This is a genomic window from Acidobacteriota bacterium, assembly GCA_019347945.1.
Classification (GTDB): domain Bacteria; phylum Acidobacteriota; class Thermoanaerobaculia; order Gp7-AA8; family JAHWKK01; genus JAHWKK01.
Map to the genome: position 1 here is coordinate 139,656 of JAHWKK010000004.1, position 19,720 is coordinate 159,375.

The 19,720-nt window shown below is 62.1% G+C and carries 21 protein-coding genes; 20 read left to right on the forward strand and 1 reads right to left on the reverse strand.

What is annotated here, in order from left to right:
- Window positions 1-279: 279 nt before the first annotated feature.
- Window positions 280-1,605: a chromosomal replication initiator protein DnaA gene (gene dnaA / locus KY459_04145; protein ID MBW3563897.1), complete on the reverse strand. Its 1,326-nt coding sequence runs from the start codon at window positions 1,603-1,605 to the stop codon at window positions 280-282.
- 260 nt (window positions 1,606-1,865) lie between these two features.
- Between dnaA and rpmH the strand changes: the two genes are divergently transcribed.
- The 20 genes from rpmH (at window position 1,866) to KY459_04245 (ending at window position 19,707) form a co-directional block, all read left to right on the forward strand.
- Window positions 1,866-2,000, forward strand: coding sequence for a 50S ribosomal protein L34 (rpmH, locus tag KY459_04150; protein MBW3563898.1), 135 nt, complete (start codon window positions 1,866-1,868; stop codon window positions 1,998-2,000).
- On the forward strand, window positions 1,997-2,398 hold the full coding sequence (rnpA, locus tag KY459_04155) for a ribonuclease P protein component (protein ID MBW3563899.1): 402 nt from the start codon (window positions 1,997-1,999) through the stop codon (window positions 2,396-2,398). The genes rpmH and rnpA overlap by 4 nt, the downstream gene beginning before the upstream one ends.
- Complete coding sequence (gene yidD / locus KY459_04160; protein MBW3563900.1) at window positions 2,398-2,637, forward strand: membrane protein insertion efficiency factor YidD; 240 nt, start codon at window positions 2,398-2,400, stop codon at window positions 2,635-2,637. Before rnpA ends, yidD begins: the two co-directional genes overlap by 1 nt.
- Window positions 2,619-4,322, forward strand: coding sequence for a membrane protein insertase YidC (gene yidC / locus KY459_04165; GenBank protein MBW3563901.1), 1,704 nt, complete (start codon window positions 2,619-2,621; stop codon window positions 4,320-4,322). Before yidD ends, yidC begins: the two co-directional genes overlap by 19 nt.
- On the forward strand, window positions 4,319-5,344 hold the full coding sequence (locus tag KY459_04170) for a Jag N-terminal domain-containing protein (protein ID MBW3563902.1): 1,026 nt from the start codon (window positions 4,319-4,321) through the stop codon (window positions 5,342-5,344). Before yidC ends, KY459_04170 begins: the two co-directional genes overlap by 4 nt.
- Complete coding sequence (gene mnmE, locus KY459_04175) at window positions 5,341-6,660, forward strand: tRNA uridine-5-carboxymethylaminomethyl(34) synthesis GTPase MnmE (protein ID MBW3563903.1); 1,320 nt, start codon at window positions 5,341-5,343, stop codon at window positions 6,658-6,660. The genes KY459_04170 and mnmE overlap by 4 nt, the downstream gene beginning before the upstream one ends.
- Before the next feature lie 241 nt (window positions 6,661-6,901).
- Window positions 6,902-8,800: a tRNA uridine-5-carboxymethylaminomethyl(34) synthesis enzyme MnmG gene (mnmG, locus tag KY459_04180; GenBank protein MBW3563904.1), complete on the forward strand. Its 1,899-nt coding sequence runs from the start codon at window positions 6,902-6,904 to the stop codon at window positions 8,798-8,800.
- Window positions 8,769-9,332: a class I SAM-dependent methyltransferase gene (locus KY459_04185; GenBank protein ID MBW3563905.1), complete on the forward strand. Its 564-nt coding sequence runs from the start codon at window positions 8,769-8,771 to the stop codon at window positions 9,330-9,332. The genes mnmG and KY459_04185 overlap by 32 nt, the downstream gene beginning before the upstream one ends.
- The gene (locus KY459_04190; GenBank protein MBW3563906.1) at window positions 9,329-10,093 is read left to right on the forward strand and encodes an AAA family ATPase; all 765 of its coding nucleotides are present in this window, start codon (window positions 9,329-9,331) and stop codon (window positions 10,091-10,093) included. Before KY459_04185 ends, KY459_04190 begins: the two co-directional genes overlap by 4 nt.
- The gene (locus KY459_04195; GenBank protein MBW3563907.1) at window positions 10,090-11,034 is read left to right on the forward strand and encodes a ParB/RepB/Spo0J family partition protein; all 945 of its coding nucleotides are present in this window, start codon (window positions 10,090-10,092) and stop codon (window positions 11,032-11,034) included. Before KY459_04190 ends, KY459_04195 begins: the two co-directional genes overlap by 4 nt.
- A complete protein-coding gene (locus KY459_04200; protein MBW3563908.1) occupies window positions 11,031-11,411 on the forward strand; it encodes a polymer-forming cytoskeletal protein in 381 nt (126 codons plus the stop codon). The genes KY459_04195 and KY459_04200 overlap by 4 nt, the downstream gene beginning before the upstream one ends.
- Window positions 11,412-11,552: 141 nt before the next feature.
- Entirely contained in the window at window positions 11,553-11,981 is a 429-nt protein-coding gene (locus tag KY459_04205) for an ATP synthase F0 subunit B (protein ID MBW3563909.1), read from the forward strand.
- Complete coding sequence (locus tag KY459_04210) at window positions 11,978-12,664, forward strand: ATP synthase F0 subunit B (GenBank protein ID MBW3563910.1); 687 nt, start codon at window positions 11,978-11,980, stop codon at window positions 12,662-12,664. The genes KY459_04205 and KY459_04210 overlap by 4 nt, the downstream gene beginning before the upstream one ends.
- The gene (gene atpH, locus KY459_04215) at window positions 12,661-13,194 is read left to right on the forward strand and encodes an ATP synthase F1 subunit delta (GenBank protein ID MBW3563911.1); all 534 of its coding nucleotides are present in this window, start codon (window positions 12,661-12,663) and stop codon (window positions 13,192-13,194) included. The genes KY459_04210 and atpH overlap by 4 nt, the downstream gene beginning before the upstream one ends.
- A gap of 25 nt (window positions 13,195-13,219) precedes the next feature.
- Window positions 13,220-14,764, forward strand: coding sequence for a F0F1 ATP synthase subunit alpha (gene atpA, locus KY459_04220; GenBank protein ID MBW3563912.1), 1,545 nt, complete (start codon window positions 13,220-13,222; stop codon window positions 14,762-14,764).
- The gene (gene atpG / locus KY459_04225; protein MBW3563913.1) at window positions 14,757-15,608 is read left to right on the forward strand and encodes an ATP synthase F1 subunit gamma; all 852 of its coding nucleotides are present in this window, start codon (window positions 14,757-14,759) and stop codon (window positions 15,606-15,608) included. Before atpA ends, atpG begins: the two co-directional genes overlap by 8 nt.
- A 39-nt stretch (window positions 15,609-15,647) precedes the next feature.
- Entirely contained in the window at window positions 15,648-17,123 is a 1,476-nt protein-coding gene (gene atpD, locus KY459_04230; GenBank protein MBW3563914.1) for a F0F1 ATP synthase subunit beta, read from the forward strand.
- A gap of 4 nt (window positions 17,124-17,127) precedes the next feature.
- On the forward strand, window positions 17,128-17,544 hold the full coding sequence (gene atpC / locus KY459_04235) for an ATP synthase F1 subunit epsilon (GenBank protein ID MBW3563915.1): 417 nt from the start codon (window positions 17,128-17,130) through the stop codon (window positions 17,542-17,544).
- Window positions 17,545-17,554: 10 nt separating this feature from the next.
- Window positions 17,555-18,208, forward strand: a complete 654-nt coding sequence (locus KY459_04240; GenBank protein ID MBW3563916.1) for a hypothetical protein — start codon at window positions 17,555-17,557, stop codon at window positions 18,206-18,208.
- On the forward strand, window positions 18,205-19,707 hold the full coding sequence (locus KY459_04245) for a sigma-54 dependent transcriptional regulator (GenBank protein ID MBW3563917.1): 1,503 nt from the start codon (window positions 18,205-18,207) through the stop codon (window positions 19,705-19,707). Before KY459_04240 ends, KY459_04245 begins: the two co-directional genes overlap by 4 nt.
- Window positions 19,708-19,720: the final 13 nt, after the last annotated feature.

Sequence of the window (19,720 nt, forward strand, 5' to 3'; positions counted from 1 at the left end):
CGAAGCTCCTTTGCTACGGTCTGGAAAGACTTTTATTTCTCTTTAGTAGTAGTAGTAACAGGCCCTGTGGAAACCGCGGAGGGCCGCCGTAAGTGACGGCGAGTATAGCAGTAGAAGACGATCCCGCCTGTGAGGAAGCGGCGGATAACCCGGCGGTGTACGAGCCGACATTTCCACATGCGAACCCCTTCTCCGAAGCTCCCGTTCGCTTTTCCGCGAACCGTCCGCAGAGCTTTCCGGTCGTATTCCGAAGCCGTTGCGGAAAAAGGCTCGTTCCACTCATCGGAAGTGCCTCGTGAGCATGTCGACAGTCGATTCAACGGAGGGATCCTCGGACTTGAGCCGCTCGATTTTTTCGACCGAGTAGATGACGGTCGAATGGTGCTTGTTTCCGAAGAGCTTTCCGACCTCCGGGTAGGAAAGATCGGTCAGTTGCTTGCACAGATACATCGCAACCTGGCGGGGATAGGCGATCGGCCTCGCATTCGATTTGGACTTGAGATCCGAGACTTTCAGGCCGTAATGAGAGGCGACGACCTTGATGATCTCAGCCGGGGTGATCGGCTTGTTTTCCTTGGCGAGAATGTCCCGTAGCGCTTCTTTGGTGAGGTCGAGGTCGATCGGATGCCCGGTGAGAGAGGCGAAGGCGGCGATTCTGTTCAGATGACCCTCGAGCTCGCGCACGTTGGACCGGACGCGCTCGGCCACGAAGAGGGCGACCTGCTGTGGCATCGGGATTCCCCGCTCCTCCGCCTTTTTCCTCAGAATGGCGACTTTGGTCTCCAGGTCGGGCGGCTGGATGTCGGCGATCAGTCCCCATTCGAATCGTGAGCGGAGGCGGTCCTCGAGGTTCGGCATCTCCCGGGGTGGGGCATCGGAGGTGAAGACGATCTGCTTCTGGTTCTCGTACAGAGCGTTGAAGGTGTGGAAGAACTCCTGCTGCGTCCGCTCCTTTCCAGCGAGAAACTGGATGTCGTCGAGGAGGAGTGCGTCGACCGAGCGGTAACGTTCCCGGAACGAGGCCATTCGGTCGTAGCGGATCGAGCTGATCAGATCGGTCACGAAGTTGTCGGCCGACATGTAGACGACGCGGTTGTCCGGCCTGTCGGCGAGGATACGATGACCGATGGCCTGGATCAGATGAGTTTTTCCGAGCCCCGCTCCCCCGTAAATGAAGAGGGGGTTGAACGATCCGCTCGGATTCTCTGCGATCGAAACGGATGCCGCGTAGGCGAGCTGGTTCGACCCGCCGACCACGAACTTGTCGAATGTATATCGCGGATTGAAAACCGGCTGGGGCGGAGCGGCTTTGGACGATCGCGGAGACGACTCCAAGTCGCCGGTTGCCGATTTGAACCGATCGGAAGGGGCGGCGTCGGCGACGAAATGGACGCGGGTCGTTTCGGAATTGAGATCGAGGAGTATCTCGCGGATCTGGGGGCCCCAACGCTGGGAAATCTGATCGACGAAGCGGGTGTCTGGAACTCTGACGTCGACGGTATCCGCGTGCTCGCCAAGGAATTCAGTCGGCTCGAACCACTTGTCGAAGTCGTCTTCAGTCAGTTCTTCGCGAAGGCGCTCGAGAACTTGACTCCATACGTTCATTTTCCAGAATCGATCAGATCCGGGATCCCGGAGGGGGTATTCCACAGTTTTTCCACATTTGTGGAAAAGTCCTCGGTCCGAAAGGGGTCGGAGTCTAGCACACGCTCCCGGCTTCCGGCAACAACCTCAAAATATCGCCCCGATCGGGGATTCGGCAGGGGTGGAATGCACGCTGTGCGGAGCTGCGTTAGGGGGCCTTGGCGAGCACGTGTCGCGCGCGACGGAGCCGTGCAAACCGGAGAAAGCAGAGGGAGCTCACGATGAAACGGACGTTTCAGCCAAACAGAAGACGGCGTGCGAAGACGCACGGTTTTCGTATCCGCATGAGAACGCGAGCGGGCCGGGCTGTAATCTCGCGACGCCGGCGGAAGGGCCGCAAACGCCTGGCCGGTTGAACGGTCCGGCCGGTGAGTCGAACGACTCGGAACCGGCACCCGAGACCTTCTCGAAGGATCAGCGGATCCGGAGGCGGTCGGATTACAATCGCATCTATGAAGAGGGCAGGAAGCTGCACGGCAGATATGTCGTCATCTTCGTAATACCCGGTGGGACCAGCCGGAGCCGTCTCGGAATCACCGTAACGAAAAAGGCTGGCCGGGCCCATGATCGCAACCAACTCAAGCGTCGGGTTCGAGAGATTTTCAGACGAGCCCCGGCGCGGAAAGAGCTCGACGAGAGCCCCATCGATATCGTCGTCAACGTCAAGCCGGCAGCGAAGGTCGCCACTTTCGAGGATCTGGAAAGAGACCTGATCGGTGCCATCCGAAGGGCAAAGCGACATGGAGAAAGCTGATGATCGGACGGATGCTCGTCGCACTGCTCGTCGCTTACAAGCGATTTCTCTCTCCCCTCCTCCCTCCCGCCTGCCGATTCGAGCCCACCTGCTCCGTCTATGCTCGCATCGCCATCCAGCACCATGGGGCGTTGCGCGGAACCGGGCTCGCCATACGGCGCCTTCTCCGATGCCAGCCTTTCAGCTCGGGTGGCTGGGATCCGGTGCCAGGAACTGAAGAATGGAACGACGCTTACTGATCGCGGTACTCGTCTCGATCGCCTTCCTGGTCCTCTGGAGCGCGATCGCACCGAGAATCTTTCCGGCGCTGTCGCCTCCGCCACCCGCGGATCTTCCTCTCTCCGGGGCCGCGGAACCTTCCGACGAGCCTTCCGAGCTCGGGACCACTCCCGGCGCGCCGACTCCCGCGCAGACGCCGCCGCTCCAGACGGAAGCGGAAACCGCGATCGAGGAATCGGCAACAGCGGAACCGGTCAGCGCGGCCAGGGAAGAGATTTTCACCATGCGGGGGGAAGGGTACCGCGCGCGAGTCACGAATCGCGGCGCTCGGATCGTCTCCTTCCGGTTGCTCGACGAGCCCGATGTCGAGACGGGCGAACCGTGGGAGCTGGTGAACCAGGCGGCGGAGGGCGAAGGACCCCTCTCGATTTACTCGGAGGACGGATCGTTTCGGGACGAGGTGAACCAGGCGCTCTATGTGGTCGAACGGACCGGTTCCGGTTCGGTGGAGCTTTCGTACCGATCGGCCGATGGCCGGAGTGTCGTCAAGAAGCTGGAGTTCGAGCCCGACCGCCCGGTGGTCAATTATGAGGTCCGGGTCGCCGGCACCTCCTCCCCCTGGGGTATTCTGGTCGGCCCGGGGATCGGCGCGGCCGGAAGCACCGCGGACGACAGATTTGCGCTGAGTGGAACGGTCGTGGTGGAAGAGGGCGGCGACGCGGATTCGGTCGCCCGGAAGAAGGTCGATGAGACCCACCGCTGGAGCGGCGCCCGCTACGTCGGTCTGGTCGACCACTATTTCGTCTCGGTTCTCCTCCCCTCCCGCCCCGCCGAAGCGCGCGCATGGCCGGTCGATACTCCCGGCGATGGCCCGGAGTTCGAGCCGATGGTCGCGATGATGGCCGAAGGGAGCGTGGCTTCCGGGCGCGCGCTCTTCGCGCCCAAGCGCCGGTCGCTTCTCGACGAGTACCAGCTCAGCGCTCTGCTCGACACCGGATTCTTCGGCCCGATTGCAAACATGCTTCTCGATGCGCTCATCCTGATCTACGGCTGGGTGGGCAACTACGGGTGGGCCATCGTACTCCTGACGATCGTGATCAAGATCGTCTTCTTTCCGCTTCAGCACAAGAGCATGGTGTCGATGAAGCGGATGCAGAAGGTTCAGCCGAAGATGAATGCGATCCGGGACAAGTACAAAAAGTCGAAGGCGGATCCGGCCCAACGACAGAAGATGAATCTCGAAATGATGCAGCTTTACAAGGACGAGAAAATCAGTCCGGCCAGCGGCTGCGTTCCGATGCTTCTTCAGCTGCCGATTCTCTGGGCGTTCTACGTCGCGCTTTCTCATGCGATCGAGCTGCGCGGCGAACCGTGGGTGCTCTGGATCACCGACCTCTCAGCCAAAGACCCGCACTACATTCTCCCGATCGTGATGACTGGTACGATGTTCATTCAGCAGCTCGTGACGCCGATGGCCGGCGATCCGATGCAGCGGAAGATCATGCTCGCGATGCCCATCGTGTTCGGGTTCATATTCAAGGAGTTCCCTGCCGGGCTCGTTCTCTACTGGCTCGTGCAGAATGTTCTGACGATTATTCAGCAGGGCCTGCTCAATCGATGGTGGAAGCTCCATCCCGAATCGCTCGAGGTCGGAAAGGGCCAGCTCGCCACAGTCCCTGCGAGACAAGGACGAGGAAAACGATGAAGCGCTTTGAAGGGAAGAATCTGGAAGAGGCTCTCGACGCAGCAGCAGCGGCGCTCGGTGTCGAACGATTCCGCATCAAGTACAACGTGGTGAGCGAGAAGCGAGGCTTTCTCGGCGGCGTCAAGCGCGTCGTGATTGAAGCTTCGGTGCGGAGCGAAAGCGATCCGGCTCCGGTCGAGCCGGAGAGTCCCCCGAGCGAGAAGGCGAAAGCGGCGAGTCCGGCCAGAGCCACCCCTGGAGCCGACCGACCACAGAGGCCGAAGCCGTCCGGGCGACGACCGAAAGCGGCAAAGAAGGAACCGAGGGTCGTTGAGTCTGTCGCCGGCGATGACGGCGAGGATGAGTGGGTGACGATCGGTGAGCGAGGCGAACAGGAAGCGCCGAGGCCCGCGCGGGGAGAAAAGAAGCAGGGAGAGAAAAAGGAGGGGGGCGGCCGGCGTTCGCGCGGTCGACGGAAGAAGGGGTCTCCCAGGAGCGAAGAGCCGCAGCCAGCGCAGACCGAAGTCGTCGTACCGGAGCAGGCAACGCGAGGCGAGGCCGAGGAGCGGGTGGCCGCCTGGTTCACGCGCGTTTTCGAGCTTGCGGGATTCGATCTCGTCGTTCGCACCTCGGAGTCGGACGAGAATCTCGACGTAACCCTGTACGGAAGGGATATCGGCCTTTTGCAGCAGAGTGGGGGAGAGCTCCTCGACTCATTGCAAGTGCTTGCAAACAAAGCACTTGCAGGTCGGGAGATGGAGAAGAGGATCGAGCTCGACGTCGAGGCGTTCAAGAAGGAGCGGGAAGAGCGAATCTCCCGTAAGGCACTCGAGCTCGCCGACGAGGTACGGCGTGAGGGGAAAGTCCGGACGATGCGCTCGATGACTCCGATCGAGCGGAGGATCGTTCATGTGACGCTTCGTGACGAAGAGGGCGTGACGACCGAGTCTCGAGGCCGAGGCTTCCACAAGCGCGTGGCGATCCTCCCCGATGACGGCTCCTCGGAGATTGAACCGGAGGAGCTGGCAACTCACTCTTCGTGATTCCTACGATCGTAGCATCGGCGACCCCGAGGGGGCGATCGTCGGCGCTGGCGATCGTCCGGATTTCCGGCCCGAAGGCGTTCGAGATCGCGCTCGGGCTCTGCTCACTCGAGCGATTCGAGCCGAGAAGGGCGACTGTGGTTCGACTGAGGGACGCGCTCGGACCGATCGACCAGGCCGTGGTGACAGCATTCGAGGGACCGGAGACGTACACGGGGGAGGATCTCGTCGAGTTTTCGACCCATGGATCGGAGTGGGTAGTGGAGCGGTTGATCGATGCGGTTGTGCGGCGGGGGGCGCGAATCGCGCAGCCGGGCGAGTTCACTGAACGGGCGGTCGCGAATGGCCGGATCGATCTGGTTCAGGCGGAGGCGGTGGGAGATCTGATCGCGTCGCGGACGGAGATGCAGGCGCGGTTGTCGATGGCGAATCTCGAGGGGAGAATCGGTGAGCTCAGCCGGTCGATCCGGCAGGATCTCGTCGAGCTCGAGTCGCGGCTGGAGGCGGAGCTGGACTTCGCGGACGAAGGGGTCGAGTTCATCGCCGCGGCGGAGGGGATCGAGCGGTTGTCACGGCTCGAGGCGAAGCTGGAGGATCTGGCGGGGACACACGATCGGGGGAGGGCGATCCGCCGCGGGGTAACGGTGGCGATTCTCGGGAGGCCGAACAGCGGGAAGTCGACTCTGATGAACGTGATCTGTGGTGAGGCGCGGTCGATCGTGACCGAGATTCCGGGAACGACGCGGGACGTGGTATCGGAGACGGTCGAGATCGGCGGTTTCGCGGTGAGACTTCTCGATACGGCGGGTTTGCGGGATTCGGAGGACGTGGTCGAGCGGATCGGGGTCGAGCGGGCGCGGGCAGCGGGGGTGGGTGCCGATGTGGTCCTTTACCTGATCGATTCGACGGTCGGGAAGGCCGGGGTGGACGAGGAGGAGCTTTCTGCGCTCCGGATGCCCGCGATGGTGGTCTACTCGAAAGCGGATCTCGGTCAGCCACCGGCGGGTGCGCTGGCGGTTTCCGCGCTGGAGGCTGGGGGGTTGAGCGGGGTGATCGAGGCTCTGGAGGTAGAGCTTCGGGAGCGGTTCGGAGGGGAGGATGAGGGGGCGCTGGTGAACGAGCGGCAGCGGGAGGCGGTCGTTCGGGGGGCGGAGGCGGTGGGTCGGGCGATCGCGGCGTGGAAGGGGGGGGATTCGGTGGAGTATGTGGCGTCCGAGGTGCGGGAGGCGAGCGAGGCACTTGGGGAGTTGACGGGGGAGATCACGAGGGCGGAGGTGATTCGCTCGATTTTTGCGTCGTTCTGCATAGGAAAGTGAAGCAGGGATCAGGAGCCAGGATTCAGGATCCAGGATGGACAGACGGGAGACATTCTTTACCCGAGAGGAAGGGCTCCAGAGCCTGATTTTAGGTTGATGTTCCACGTGAAACATGACCCGGCGTAGCGCCGCCCCTGGCTCCTGAATCCTGGCTCCTGCTTTTCCGCTAATCCCTAATCCCTGATCCATGACCCCTGACCCCACCGAATAGAACCAATCCCCTTCGTGTTCCACGTGGAACGTGTACGACCTGATCGTCATCGGGGGTGGCCACGCCGGCGCTGAAGCCGCCTGGTTCGCCTCCCGCGCCGGCCTCCGCGTGGCCCTCCTCACCCTGTCGAAAGAGTCGATCGGCCGGATGTCCTGCAACCCCGCCATCGGCGGTCTCGCCAAAGGCCACCTCGTCAGGGAGATCGACGCCATGGGGGGGCTGATGAGCCTCGCCGCCGACGCCGCCGGGATCCAGTTCAAAACCCTCAACCGATCCAAAGGTCCCGCCGTCCAAGGCCCCCGCGCCCAATGCGACCGAACCCTCTATGCCGCGTTCGTCCGTACCACCCTCGAGCGACTCGAAAACCTCGCTCTCTTCGATGCACGCGTCTCCCGAATCCTCGTCAGGCGCGACCGCGTCGAGGGCGTCGCGCTCGACGGCGGTCAGACACTCCATGCTCCCGCCATCATCGTGACCACCGGCACCTTCCTCCGGGGCCTCATGCATACTGGCGAAACCCGCACAGAGGGGGGACGCTACGGCGAACCCCGCTCCGAGGGACTCTCCGACTCCCTCCGCACACTCGGGTTGCGACTCGGCCGGCTCAAGACCGGTACTCCACCCCGCATCGAAGCATCGTCGGTCGATTTCACCCTCCTCGCACCCGATCACGGCGACCCGGATCCCCGGCCCTTCTCCATCGAATCGAAGACCCCCCCCATCAATCAGGCCCTCTGCTGGATCACCCATACCAACGAGCAGACACACCAGGTAATCGTCTCGAACCTCCACCGATCCCCGATGTTCTCCGGACAGATCGAGGGAACAGGACCTCGGTATTGTCCCTCGATCGAAGACAAGGTCGTCCGCTTTCGAGACAAAACCAGCCACCATGTCTTCGTCGAGCCCGAAGGCCTCCACGAGCCGTGGCTCTATCTCAACGGCATCTCGACGTCACTTCCCGCCGACGTGCAGGACACCGTCGTCCGATCCCTCCCGGGCTTCGGGAACGCCGCCATCGCGCGGTACGGCTACGCCGTCGAATACGATTTCGTCAACCCGAATCAGCTCGCCCCGACGCTCGAAGTGCACGGAATTCGAGGGCTCTTCCTCGCCGGTCAGATCAATGGAACCTCCGGCTACGAGGAGGCTGCCGCCCAGGGTATGATCGCAGGCATCAACGCCGTCCTTCAGCATCACGACCGCGACCCCCTCATCCTCTCCCGCGATCTCGCCTACACCGGCGTTCTCGTCGACGATCTCATCACCCTCGGAACCGAAGAACCCTACAGGATGCTCACCTCCCGCGCCGAATACCGCCTCCTGCTCGGATGCGACACCGTCTACCAGCGCCTCTCCCCTCTGGCGATGTCGCTCGGAATCCTCTCCGGACGACGCGCCGGGCTCATCCGGGATCGCCTCGAGCGGGAAGCCGCCGGCAGCAGGGCCGTCGCCGAAACCAGCTTTCGACCCGACCAGGAGACGAGCGCCTGGCTCGAAAGCCTCGAGCTCCCCATCAGCTCCGAAACGACCCTTTCTGCGCTTCTGCAGCGCCGAAATGCATCGCTGGACCGCCTGATCGAGTCCGCCCGCTCCACCGGGCGCCTCGAGGAACTGCGTAAAGCCCTCGAGCCTCTCTCCCGCGAAGAGCTCGACGGCGTCGTCAATCAGGCGAGATACAGCGGATATATCGAGCGCCAGAAAAAGGATGCCGAACGCGTCCGACGGGATCATGACCTACCGATTTCGGAACCATTCGAGTTCAATCGCCCCGGCCTTTCCGCCGAAGTCGTCGAGAAACTGAATGCCTTCAGACCTCGCACTCTGGGACAAGCTGCCAGAATCCCCGGAGTCACTCCTGCTGCCGTCTCCATCCTTCGGATGCATCTCGCAAGAAATGAACAGAGCCGCGCAGCAAGCCAGGTTTGAGGAGCTCCTCCGCGAGTGGGCCGCTCGCGTGAGCCTCATCGGCCCTGCTGCGCTCCGACAGCTCGACCTCCACATCGAGGAAGCGAGGCTCGCTGGTTCTCTCCTCCAGCCGAGCGGTGAGGTGCTCGACTTCGGCAGCGGAAACGGACTCCCCGGAATCCCGATGGCGATCGATCATCCGGAAGCGCGCTTCCACCTGGTGGAATCGGATCAGAAGAAATGGGCGTTCCTCAAACACGTCGTCCGGGAGTGCGGGATCAACGCCGAGGTGCACGGAGTGCGGCTCGAGCGGATGATCGAAAAAGGCGAGCTCGAATCGCGGATCGACCTGATCGTTTCGCGTGCGGTCGGAAGACCGCGCGACTGGATGCCCGCGGCGCGATCCCTGCTTCGACCCGGCGCGCGCGTGGCACTGCTCGCAACCTCGGCGACCGCGCCACAGGTCGACGGCTATGAGATCGTTCGGCGTGAACCGCTGCCGAGGGGAGACAAACAGGAGCTCGTAATCTACGAGCTCGACGGGAAGCGATGACGAGAATCATTTCGATCACGAATCAGAAGGGTGGCGTGGGAAAGACGACCACCGCCATCAATCTCGCCGCCTCGCTCGCGGTCCTCGAACGGAAGGTGCTACTGGTCGATCTCGACCCCCAGGCGAACGCGACATCCGGACTCGGATTTCCAAAGGACGAGGCCGACTCGATCTACCCCGTTCTCCTCGGTGAGATCGATGCGGATCAGGTGCTCCTCCATACTGATCTCGAGTTTCTGATGCTCCTTCCGTCGTCGACGGGGCTGGTCGGGGCCGAGCTCGATCTGGCCCGGATGGAGAATCCCCAGTTCCGGTTGCAGAAGGCGCTGAGGTCTGTCGCAGCAGCGTTCGAATTTGTGATCATCGATTCGCCTCCATCGCTTAACCTACTGACTATAAATGGTTTATGTGCTGCCGATGGGGTGATGGTACCGATTCAAAGCGAGTACTTCGCGCTCGAAGGAGTCTCCCAGCTGGTCCAGACAGTGGAGCGGGTCAGGGAGGTTCTGAACCCGGAGCTCGAGATCGAGGGGGTTCTCATCACCATGGAAGACGACCGGATGAATCTGTCACGGCAGGTGGGCATCGAGATCCGTGAGTTCTTCGGGGAGAAAGTGTACGAGACCGTAGTGCCGCGGAACGTCAAGCTCGCCGAGGCTCCGAGCTTCGGTAAACCGGTGGCGCTGTACGACATCAGGTCGCGCGGCGCCGAGGCGTATCTGGGCCTGGCGCGGGAAGTGATCGCGGGGGTTCGCGGATGAAGGAGAGAAAAGGCGTGACGAAGAAAACGAGAACGGCGAAGAAAGAGGCGAAGGGCGGGTCGGGATCAGCGCGGGGACGGAAGGCGCTCGGAAGAGGCCTGAGCAATCTCATCCCATCGGCGGGCTCGAGTGCCGGTTCGGCCAGAATCGGATCGCCGACGACCGTGCGGATCGACCAGGTGGAGACGAACCCGCTGCAGCCGCGAACGCAGTTCGACGAATCCTCGCTCGAGGAGCTCACGGCCAGCATCGCCGAGCACGGCGTCATCCAGCCGGTGGTCGTCACGAAGGTCGGCGCCGGCCGGTACCGGTTGATCGCCGGTGAGAGGCGGCTGCGGGCCGCTGCCCGCGCGGGGCTGAAGGAAGTTCCGGTCGTGGAGCGGCCGGACAAAGGCGAGGCGGAAAATCTCGCCGTGGCCTTGATCGAGAACGTTCAGCGCGAAGGGCTGAACGCGATCGACGAAGCGCGGGCGTACGAGCGGCTGCACGACCAGTTCGGGCTGACCCAGGAACAGATCTCCGCGCGGGTTGGCAAGAACCGTTCGACAGTCGCCAATCTCGTCCGGCTCCTCAAGCTTCCGGTCGGTGTGCAGCAGATGGTGGAGTCGGGCGAACTTTCGAGCGGGCATGCACGCGCACTTCTGGCGATCGATTCGGCCTCGAAGCAGCAGGATCTGGCCCGGCAGATCGTGAGGCGGGGACTCAACGTCCGACAAACCGAAGCGCTCGTTGCCGAGTCCGGTTCCTCACCTCGCAAAGCCACAGCCCCGGAAAAGGATGTCCATACGCGCGATGCCGAGGAGCGGCTGACGCGAGCCCTCCAGACGAAGGTCGAGATCGATCGTCGCCGAAAAGGGGGTACGATAAAGGTCCGTTTCGGCAGCGAGGAAGAGCTGATCCGGCTCTTCGAAAAACTGACGGGTCAACGGAGGAACCGATGAAAGGCAAAACAGGGGAGCTCAACGGATTTCTCGATCGGGGCTCAGCCTTCAGGGGCGAGCTCGAGTTCGAGGACACGATGCGTATCGACGGGAAGTTCAACGGCAAGATCGTTTCGAAGAACGAGCTCATCGTTGGCGAGAGCGCATCGATCGAAGGGGAAGTGCATGTAGGCCGCATCGCGATCGGCGGCACTGTGAACGGGAAGATCATCGCGGCGGACCGGATCGAGATCCACCGATCGGGAAAAGTATACGGCGACATCCGCACGCCCAAGCTGATCATCGAAGAGGGAGCGATCTTCGAGGGGAGCTGCAGCATGGGCAAGCAATCGCTCGAAGCCGTTCCGAGGGTCGAAAACCGACACGCAGCGAACTGATTCGGCTAGAGGAATTTGTCCGCAGAACGGGAGATTTAGGAAGTGCGCTCGGGGGGAGCCGCGGCCGGCTGCTCACCCTCGAAATCACCATCGTCCGGCGCTCAGCCCCGACAAAACCGAGCAACAACCTTTTCGTCAATAATGGACCTGAAACCTGACCTCACGCTGCTCGTGATCGCCGCGATCTTCATCGCGACGTACTTCATCGTGAAGCGTTTTCTGGTGGAGCCCATCACCGAAGTCCTCGACTGGCGCGCCTCCAGAGTTCACGAAGCGGATGAGATGTACGAGGATGCGATCGCGCGTCTCCACGAGTCCACCGAGGAAGCATCGAAGAAGTTGGGGGAAGCGAGACGCGAAGCAGCCGAGGTTCGCGACCGGCATCGCAGCGAAGCCGGCGCGCTCCGGGACTCTCGACTGGGAGAAGTTCGGGAGGACGCGACTCGAATGATCGATCAGGCCGACAGCGAGCTCTCCCAGGAAGTCTCGTCGATTCGTTCCTCTCTCGAGAGCGAGTCCGAGAACCTCGCCGCCGAAATGGTGCAGCGCATCCTCGGGAGGAAGTCTTGACCCGGCGGCTGATCGTCTCCATCGCTCTTGTCGCCTGTCCCGCCTATGCCGTCATGGCGCAGGAGACCGTCGAGCAGGACGTCGAGCTCGTCGCTCCCGAATCCGAGCAGACAGGCAGTATTGCTCATGGCTCCGAGCAGGAAGCTCGCGAGGAGTTTCTCGGCGAGGAACATGCTGACGAGGCGCATGGATCGGAGACATTTCTCGGCATTCCGGTCTGGATCTGGAAGCTCGCCAACATGATTCTGTTCATCTGGGTGCTCTGGCGGCTGCTCAGGAAGCCGTTCTGGACCTTTTTTGCCAACAGGAAGAAGGACATCGCAGAATCGCTGGAGACCGCCGCCGAGCGGAAGGAACGCGCCGAGCGGATGGAGAGTGAGATCCGGGAGCGACTCGACAAGCTGGAAGAGGAGATCGAGGGGATTCGTCAGCGCGCGGCCGAGGATGGCGAGCGGATCTCGCGCGAGATCGCGGCCAACGCGGAACGCGACACCGAAAAGGTCCGGCGGGCTGCACAGGCGGAGATCGAACAGCGGCTTCGAAACGCCCGGCAGGAGCTGCGCTCCGAGGCGGCGAGGCTCGCCGCTGAGCGCGCCAGCCAGATCGTCGAAAGCACAATTACCGAATCGGATCGCCGGAAAGCCTTCGAAGCCGGAATCGAGCAGCTCGAGGTGAAGGGATGATCCGCTCTTTCGCGCGACCGTATGCGAAGGCGGTTCTCGACGTCGCCGGTTCGACCGACGCCGCCGCTTCACTGTCGGCGGAGATAGCGACCTTCCGGGATTCGCTCGAGCGATCCGAAGATCTTCGCGGTGTGTTTGCGACTCCCGGGATCGACATCGAGCGGAAGGAATCGCTCGTCCGAGAGATCGCATCGCGTCTCGGCCTGTCGGACCTCGCGCAGCGCACGCTGATCGTTCTGACGCGAAACCGCCGGATCAACGACGTTGGAGCGATTCTCGATGCGCTGACCGCACTGATCAACGAAAAACGTGGAATCGTCATCGCCGACGTCGTCGCTGCGGAAGAGTTGGACGAGGCGGGGAAATCCCGCCTCGCGAAAGCGCTGTCGAAGCGCTTCGGGCGGGAGGTCGAGTTGCGCCTCTCGACCGATCCGACGCTGCTGGGCGGTTTCGTGGCGAAGCTCGAAAGCGAAGTTTACGATGCCTCGGTCAGAGGGCGAATGACCCGCATGCGCGAGAGCGTGAGCTGAGGAGCTCAAGGAGAGTCAGATGGCAGTGGACCTGAAAGCAGAAGAGATCACCGAGATCATCCGCCGGCAGATCGCCGGGTTCGACGAAGGTGTCGATGTCGCGGAGGTCGGCACGGTGCTGTCGGTCGGCGACGGCATCGCACGCATCTATGGACTCGATCGCGTGATGGCGAACGAGATGCTCGAGTTCCCTCACGGCGTTTTCGGCCTCGCGTTGAACCTCGAGGAGGACAACGTGGGAGCCGTGCTCATGGGCGAAACCAGCCACGTTCGAGAAGGCGATCAGGTCCGCCGCACGGGCAAGATTATCTCGGTTCCGGCAGGCCCCGCGATGGTGGGACGGGTCGTCGACCCGCTCGGGCAGCCGATCGACGGCAAGGGGCCCATCGAAGCCACCGAGCAGTATCCGATCGAGCGGATCGCGCCGGGCGTCATCGACCGGCAGCCCGTCAAGGAACCGATGCAGACCGGGCTCAAAGCGATCGACGCGATGATTCCGATCGGACGAGGCCAGCGTGAGCTGATCATCGGAGACCGCCAGACCGGGAAAACCGCCATCGCAATCGACACCATCATCAATCAGAAGGGACAGGGACTCATCTGCGTCTACGTCGCGATCGGCCAGAAGAAGTCGACCGTCGCGCAGGTGGTCCGCACCCTCGAAGAGTTCGGCGCGATGGAGCACACGATCGTCGTCAGCGCCTCGGCCTCCGAGCCCGCCCCTCTGCAGTTCCTCGCACCCTACGCCGGATGCGCGCTCGGCGAGTACTTCATGTACAACGGCCAGCACGCCCTCTGCATCTACGACGATCTTTCCAAGCACGCACAGGCATATCGCGAGATTTCGCTGCTGCTTCGTCGTCCCCCCGGCCGTGAGGCCTACCCAGGCGACGTTTTCTATCTTCACTCGAGACTGCTCGAGCGCGCTGCCAAGCTCAGCGATGCCAATGGAGGGGGATCGCTCACCGCTCTGCCGTTCATCGAGACCCAGGCGGGCGACGTGTCGGCGTATATTCCGACCAACGTCATCTCGATTACCGACGGCCAGATCTATCTCGAGACCGACCTCTTTCACTCCGGAGTGCGGCCGGCGGTCAACGTCGGCCTGTCGGTCTCCCGGGTCGGCGGGGCCGCGCAGATTCGAGCGATGCGCCAGATCTCGGGCACGCTCCGTCTCGATCTGGCGCAGTACCGCGAGCTGGCTGCATTCGCCCAGTTCGGGTCGGACCTCGACAAGGCGACCCAGTCGCAGCTGAATCGTGGTAAGCGACTCGTCGAGATTCTCAAGCAGAAGCAATACTCGCCACTCCCCGTCGAGCTCCAGGTCATGTCCGTTTTCGCAGGCACCCAGGGATTTCTCGATGACCTCGAGGTCGAGAAGGTCCTTCCGTTCGAAGCCGACCTGCACCGCCACCTTCAGGATGAGAGGAGCGATCTTCTCGAGCGCGTCCGCACCGCGAAGAAGGTCGACGACGACATGGTCGCCGAGATGAAGGACACGATCAGCGACTTCAAGCAGACATGGGTTGCGGACAACGCGGATCAGGAGGCGGTCGCCGCGAGTGCCTAGTACGATCGACATCAGACGCCGGATCCGCAGCGTCAAGAACACGCAGCAGATCACGAAGGCCATGAAGATGGTCGCAGCGGCGAAGTTGCGTCGCGCCCAGGAAAGAATCACGTCGGCGCGTCCTTATGCCGCCGCGCTGCACGAAGTGCTCAGCTCCGTGACCGCGCGGGCCGATCTCGATGAACATCCGCTTCTGAAGGTCCGACCGGAGCAGAACGTCCTGCTCATCATCGTGAGCGGAGACAAAGGTCTCGCAGGCGCATTCAACGCGAACGTCATCAAGCAGGCGCAGAAGGCGATCACCCAGCGTGGCTGGGAGACGGTCGAGCTGATGCCGATCGGCCGAAAAGGGGCGGACTTCTTTCGTCGCCGCACCATCCCGATCCGACATCAGGAGACGAATCTCTTTCAGGCGTTCTCGATCGAGAATGCGCGGGAGCTCGCCCAGATCGCGATCGACGACTACGCCGAAAGCAAGTACGACGCAGTCTACGTTGCATACAACGAATTCCAGTCGGTGATCGCGCAGGTCGTGCGGATCGAGAAGCTCCTTCCGGTCGAGCGCGTCGAATCCGAAACCCCCGAAGTCGACTATCTCTATGAGCCCTCGCCCAGGGAAATCCTCGAGCAATTGCTCCCCAAACATATCGAGTTTCAGATCTACAAGGTCCTGCTCGAGTCGGCGGCCGCGGAACAGGGCGCGCGGATGACCGCGATGGACTCGGCGTCGAAGAACGCCGGCGAGATGATCGAAAGCCTGACGCTGCAATACAACAGAATCCGGCAGGCGTCGATCACGAATGAAATCATTGAAATCGTGTCCGGGGCCTCGGCTCTCGGATAGCAACGGATCCTCACGACTTTTATCAGGAGAGGCTACGAAATGACGGAAGTTAACGACAAAACGAAGGCGAGCGGCGGCGCAAAGGCCGGTCGGGTCGTCCAGGTCATCGGACCAGCGGTCGATGTTCAGTTCGAAGAAGGTCATCTGCCGGCGATCAACAACGCAATCCGGATCTTCGACGACGGTGAGCTCGGCAGCATCCCGATCGACGTCGTGGCGGAGGTCGCCCAGCACATCGGCGAAGGTCAGGTGCGCTGCATCGCGATGAAGCCGACCGAGGGAATGGTCCGTGGGATGAAGGCGATCGATCAGGGCGATCCGATCTCGGTTCCCGTGGGAAAACCGACTCTCGGGCGGATCATGAATGTCCTCGGCGAGCCGATCGACGAGCGCGGCCCGATCGATTCCGACGTCCACTGGGAGATCCATCGCGCGGCGCCTCCGTTCGATGAGCAGTCGACCGAGGTCGAGATGTTCGAGACTGGAATCAAGGTCGTCGATCTGCTCGAGCCGTACTCCAAGGGTGGTAAGACGGGACTGTTCGGTGGCGCCGGCGTCGGAAAGACGGTTCTCATTCAGGAGCTCATCAACAACGTCGCCCTGCAGCACGGCGGGTTCTCGGTCTTCACCGGTGTCGGCGAGCGAACGCGCGAAGGGAACGACCTCTATCTCGAGATGACCGAGTCGAAGGTCATCGATCCCGACGATCAGTCGAAGAGCAAGGTTTCTCTTGTTTACGGCCAGATGACCGAGCCGCCGGGCGCTCGTCTTCGCGTGGGTTTGACCGGTCTCACGGTTGCCGAGTACTTCCGCGACGTCGAGAAACAGGACGTCCTCCTTTTCGTCGACAACATTTTCCGGTTCACCCAGGCAGGATCCGAGGTCTCGGCGCTGCTCGGTCGAATGCCTTCCGCCGTCGGATATCAGCCGAACCTCGCGACGGAAATGGGTGAGCTTCAGGAGCGGATCACTTCGACCCGCAACGGTTCGATCACCTCGGTCCAGGCGATCTACGTCCCGGCCGACGACCTCACCGACCCCGCACCGGCCACTGCGTTTGCCCATCTCGACGCGACCACGGTTCTCTCCCGGCAGATTGCCGAGCTCGGCATCTACCCCGCGGTTGACCCACTCGCGTCGACTTCGAGAATTCTCGACCCCAGGATCCTCGGCGAGGAGCACTACCAGACGGCGCGCTCGGTCCAGGCCGTTCTCCAGAAGTACAAGGACCTTCAGGACATCATCGCGATCCTCGGAATCGACGAGCTCTCCGAAGAGGACAAGATCATCGTGGCGCGCGCGAGGAAGCTCCAGCGATTCCTCTCCCAGCCGTTCCACGTCGCCGAACAGTTCACCGGACTCAAGGGGAGATATGTGAAGATCGAGGACACGATCAAGAGCTTCCAGGAGATCGTGGCCGGCAAGCACGACGACATTCCGGAACAGGCATTCTTCCTCAAGGGGACGATCGACGAGGTTCTGGAGCACGCTGAGCGAATGAGAAGCGCAGCCTGAGACGATGGCCGACGGAAATCAGAGTCTCTCCCTGACGGTGGTGACGAGGGAGCGCCAGGTCCTCGAGGCCGAGGTCGAGGAGGTCGTCCTCCCGGCATACCACGGCTATCTCGGAGTATTGCCGGGTCATACTCCGCTGCTCGCGGCGCTGCGCGTCGGCACGATGACCTACCGGCAGGGAGGTAAAGAGGAGCACCTGGTGATTCGCTGGGGGTTCGCCGAGATCCTTCCGAATAGAGTGATCGTTCTCGCCGAGGGAGCGACCCGTCCCTCGGAGATCGACGTCACCACCGCGGAACGGATGAAAGCGGAGGCGGAAACGGAGCTCGCCGATCTCGCCTCGCATGATGAGGGATTCAACGCAGCTCAGGCCAAGCTCGAGGAATCGGTCAGCATGATCTCGCTGGCGCGGCGCGGCTGACCGGAGCCGAATGTCTCGCCCCCCTCAAAGCTGGGACACGACCATCCGAAGGCGGAGCAAAGACGTCGCTCACGACATCAAGACTCCGATCAACATTGCCGTGCTCAATCTGGAGCTCCTCCGGATGTCGCTGCTTCGCGAGCCAGATCCCGATCAGAAGCGTCTCGAACATTGCGCTTCGGCGGAACGCGAGCTCCGGCGCATTGCGCAGATCATGGACGCTCTGTTCTCGCTCCTCGGAGTCGAGCACGATGAATCCGAGTCGCGTGTCTCGCCGATTATTTCGGAGGTTGCCCGGGAGCTGGGCATCTCACTGAAGGTCAGTCGTGAATCCAGTAATGAATTCAAGGCGCGGGTCCCCGAGGCGGTTCTGAGGAAGCTGGCTGAGAATGTTCTCTCGGGGGGAGGAGATGCGCTCGAGGGCGCGGAGGCCACCTTCGAGGCTGAACAGGAGCAATTTCGGCTGACGATCCGTGGAGCTCCGCGCGATTCAGCGGAAATAGGAAAGATTTTCAAGTTCTACTACACTGACGCTTCGCAGAAGCCCCGGCTCGAGCTTGCAACGGCGCGCTTGATGGCGGAGGCGTTTGGTGGTTCCTTGCAAATGGAACATGCCGAGGACGAAACGGCTTTTATTCTCGAGATGCCGGGAAGGGCGGAATGAAACGAGTTCTGATCGTTGATGATGATCGCGCGACGACCGCCGGCATGGCAGACGTCGTCGAGGAGTGGGGATACGAGGCAGAAGTCGCGTATGACGTCAACACTGCGCGGAAGGCGATCGATCATCTGGTACCCGACGTCGTGCTGCTCGACCTGGTTCTTCCCGACGGGGACGGGCTCGATCTGCTGCGGGACGTCCAGTCTCGGTATCCAGACCTGCCGATGATCATCCTGACGGGGCATGCGAGCGTCGACACGGCGGTCGATGCGCTCAAGGAAGGCGCGGAGGATTACCTCACCAAGCCGGTCGATCTGCAGAGGCTTGAGGTGATGCTTCGAGGCATTACCGACCGCCAGGACCTGAAACAGGAAGTGCTCGAGCTCCGACGCCAGCTTCAGAAGATGGGAACTCTCGGGCATCTGGTCGGCCGCTCGTCCGCGATGCAGCGGCTTTTCGAAGAGATCGAGATGGTCGCCGATACCGATGCGAACGTCTTCATCGTCGGCGAATCGGGGTCGGGGAAGGAGGTCGTGTCGAACACGATTCACTCGCTCTCCCGCAGGAAGAACAAGCCGTTCATCGCCTTCAACTGCGGAGCCATCTCGCCGACTCTGATCGAATCGGAGATTTTCGGTCACGAGAAAGGGGCGTTCACCAACGCGATCAAGCGACGTGAAGGCTACTTCGAGACCGCGAAGGGAGGAACGGTCTTTCTCGACGAGATCACCGAGATGCCGCTCGACCTTCAGGTCAAGCTTCTGCGGGTACTCGAAGAGGGGAAGTTCCGTAGGGTCGGTGGAAACGAGGAGATCGCGATCGACGCGAGAATCATCGCGGCCTCGAACCGCGATCCTCTCAAGGCGATCGAAGAAGGAAGGCTCCGCGAAGATCTCTACTACCGGCTGAACGTTTTTCCGATCGAGGTCCCTCCACTCCGCGAGCGGAAGGAAGACATCCCGACATTCGTCTGGTACTTCATTGAGAAGCTGAGCGAAGATGAAGAGAAGAAGGTCGAGAGAATGGACCCCGACTTTCTCGAGGCGCTCGAGCGCTACGACTGGCCCGGTAACGTTCGCGAGCTCCGGAACGTGGTCAATCGAGCCTACATCCTTGCTCGCAACGAATCGCTGACGGTCGACTCGCTCCCTGCGAAGATGGTGACCGGCGAGATGAGACGCCGGCGCAGCACGAGCATCTCCGTTCCGATGGGCCGTCCGCTCGCCGAGATCGAAAAGATGGTCATCGACGAAGTCCTCGCGGTTCACGGTGGCGATACCGATGCCGCCGCCGAGGCGCTCGGCATCAGCAGGCAGGAGCTCGAGGAGAAAGCGGAAGTGGAGCGCGAGCCGGTCGAGAAGCCCGAACCGCCGAAGGTCGCCGCTTCCGCGGCGAAGGCTTCTCGGAAAACTGCCAAGAAGGCGGCGAAACGGAAGAGCGGCAGGAAAAAGGCGGCATCCAAGCGGTCGACGGGCCGCAAAACGAAGAAAAAGAAAGCCTGATCCGCTGTTCTCT

Coding starts and splice junctions, on each gene's coding strand:
- dnaA (MBW3563897.1), bottom strand. CDS start 1,605: ATGAACGTATGGAGTCAAGTTCTCGAGCGCCTTCGCGAAGAACTGACT.
- rpmH (MBW3563898.1), top strand. CDS start 1,866: ATGAAACGGACGTTTCAGCCAAACAGAAGACGGCGTGCGAAGACGCAC.
- yidD (MBW3563900.1), top strand. CDS start 2,398: ATGATCGGACGGATGCTCGTCGCACTGCTCGTCGCTTACAAGCGATTT.
- yidC (MBW3563901.1), top strand. CDS start 2,619: ATGGAACGACGCTTACTGATCGCGGTACTCGTCTCGATCGCCTTCCTG.
- KY459_04170 (MBW3563902.1), top strand. CDS start 4,319: ATGAAGCGCTTTGAAGGGAAGAATCTGGAAGAGGCTCTCGACGCAGCA.
- KY459_04185 (MBW3563905.1), top strand. CDS start 8,769: ATGAACAGAGCCGCGCAGCAAGCCAGGTTTGAGGAGCTCCTCCGCGAG.
- KY459_04190 (MBW3563906.1), top strand. CDS start 9,329: ATGACGAGAATCATTTCGATCACGAATCAGAAGGGTGGCGTGGGAAAG.
- KY459_04195 (MBW3563907.1), top strand. CDS start 10,090: ATGAAGGAGAGAAAAGGCGTGACGAAGAAAACGAGAACGGCGAAGAAA.
- KY459_04200 (MBW3563908.1), top strand. CDS start 11,031: ATGAAAGGCAAAACAGGGGAGCTCAACGGATTTCTCGATCGGGGCTCA.
- KY459_04205 (MBW3563909.1), top strand. CDS start 11,553: ATGGACCTGAAACCTGACCTCACGCTGCTCGTGATCGCCGCGATCTTC.
- atpH (MBW3563911.1), top strand. CDS start 12,661: ATGATCCGCTCTTTCGCGCGACCGTATGCGAAGGCGGTTCTCGACGTC.
- atpD (MBW3563914.1), top strand. CDS start 15,648: ATGACGGAAGTTAACGACAAAACGAAGGCGAGCGGCGGCGCAAAGGCC.
- atpC (MBW3563915.1), top strand. CDS start 17,128: ATGGCCGACGGAAATCAGAGTCTCTCCCTGACGGTGGTGACGAGGGAG.
- KY459_04240 (MBW3563916.1), top strand. CDS start 17,555: ATGTCTCGCCCCCCTCAAAGCTGGGACACGACCATCCGAAGGCGGAGC.
- KY459_04245 (MBW3563917.1), top strand. CDS start 18,205: ATGAAACGAGTTCTGATCGTTGATGATGATCGCGCGACGACCGCCGGC.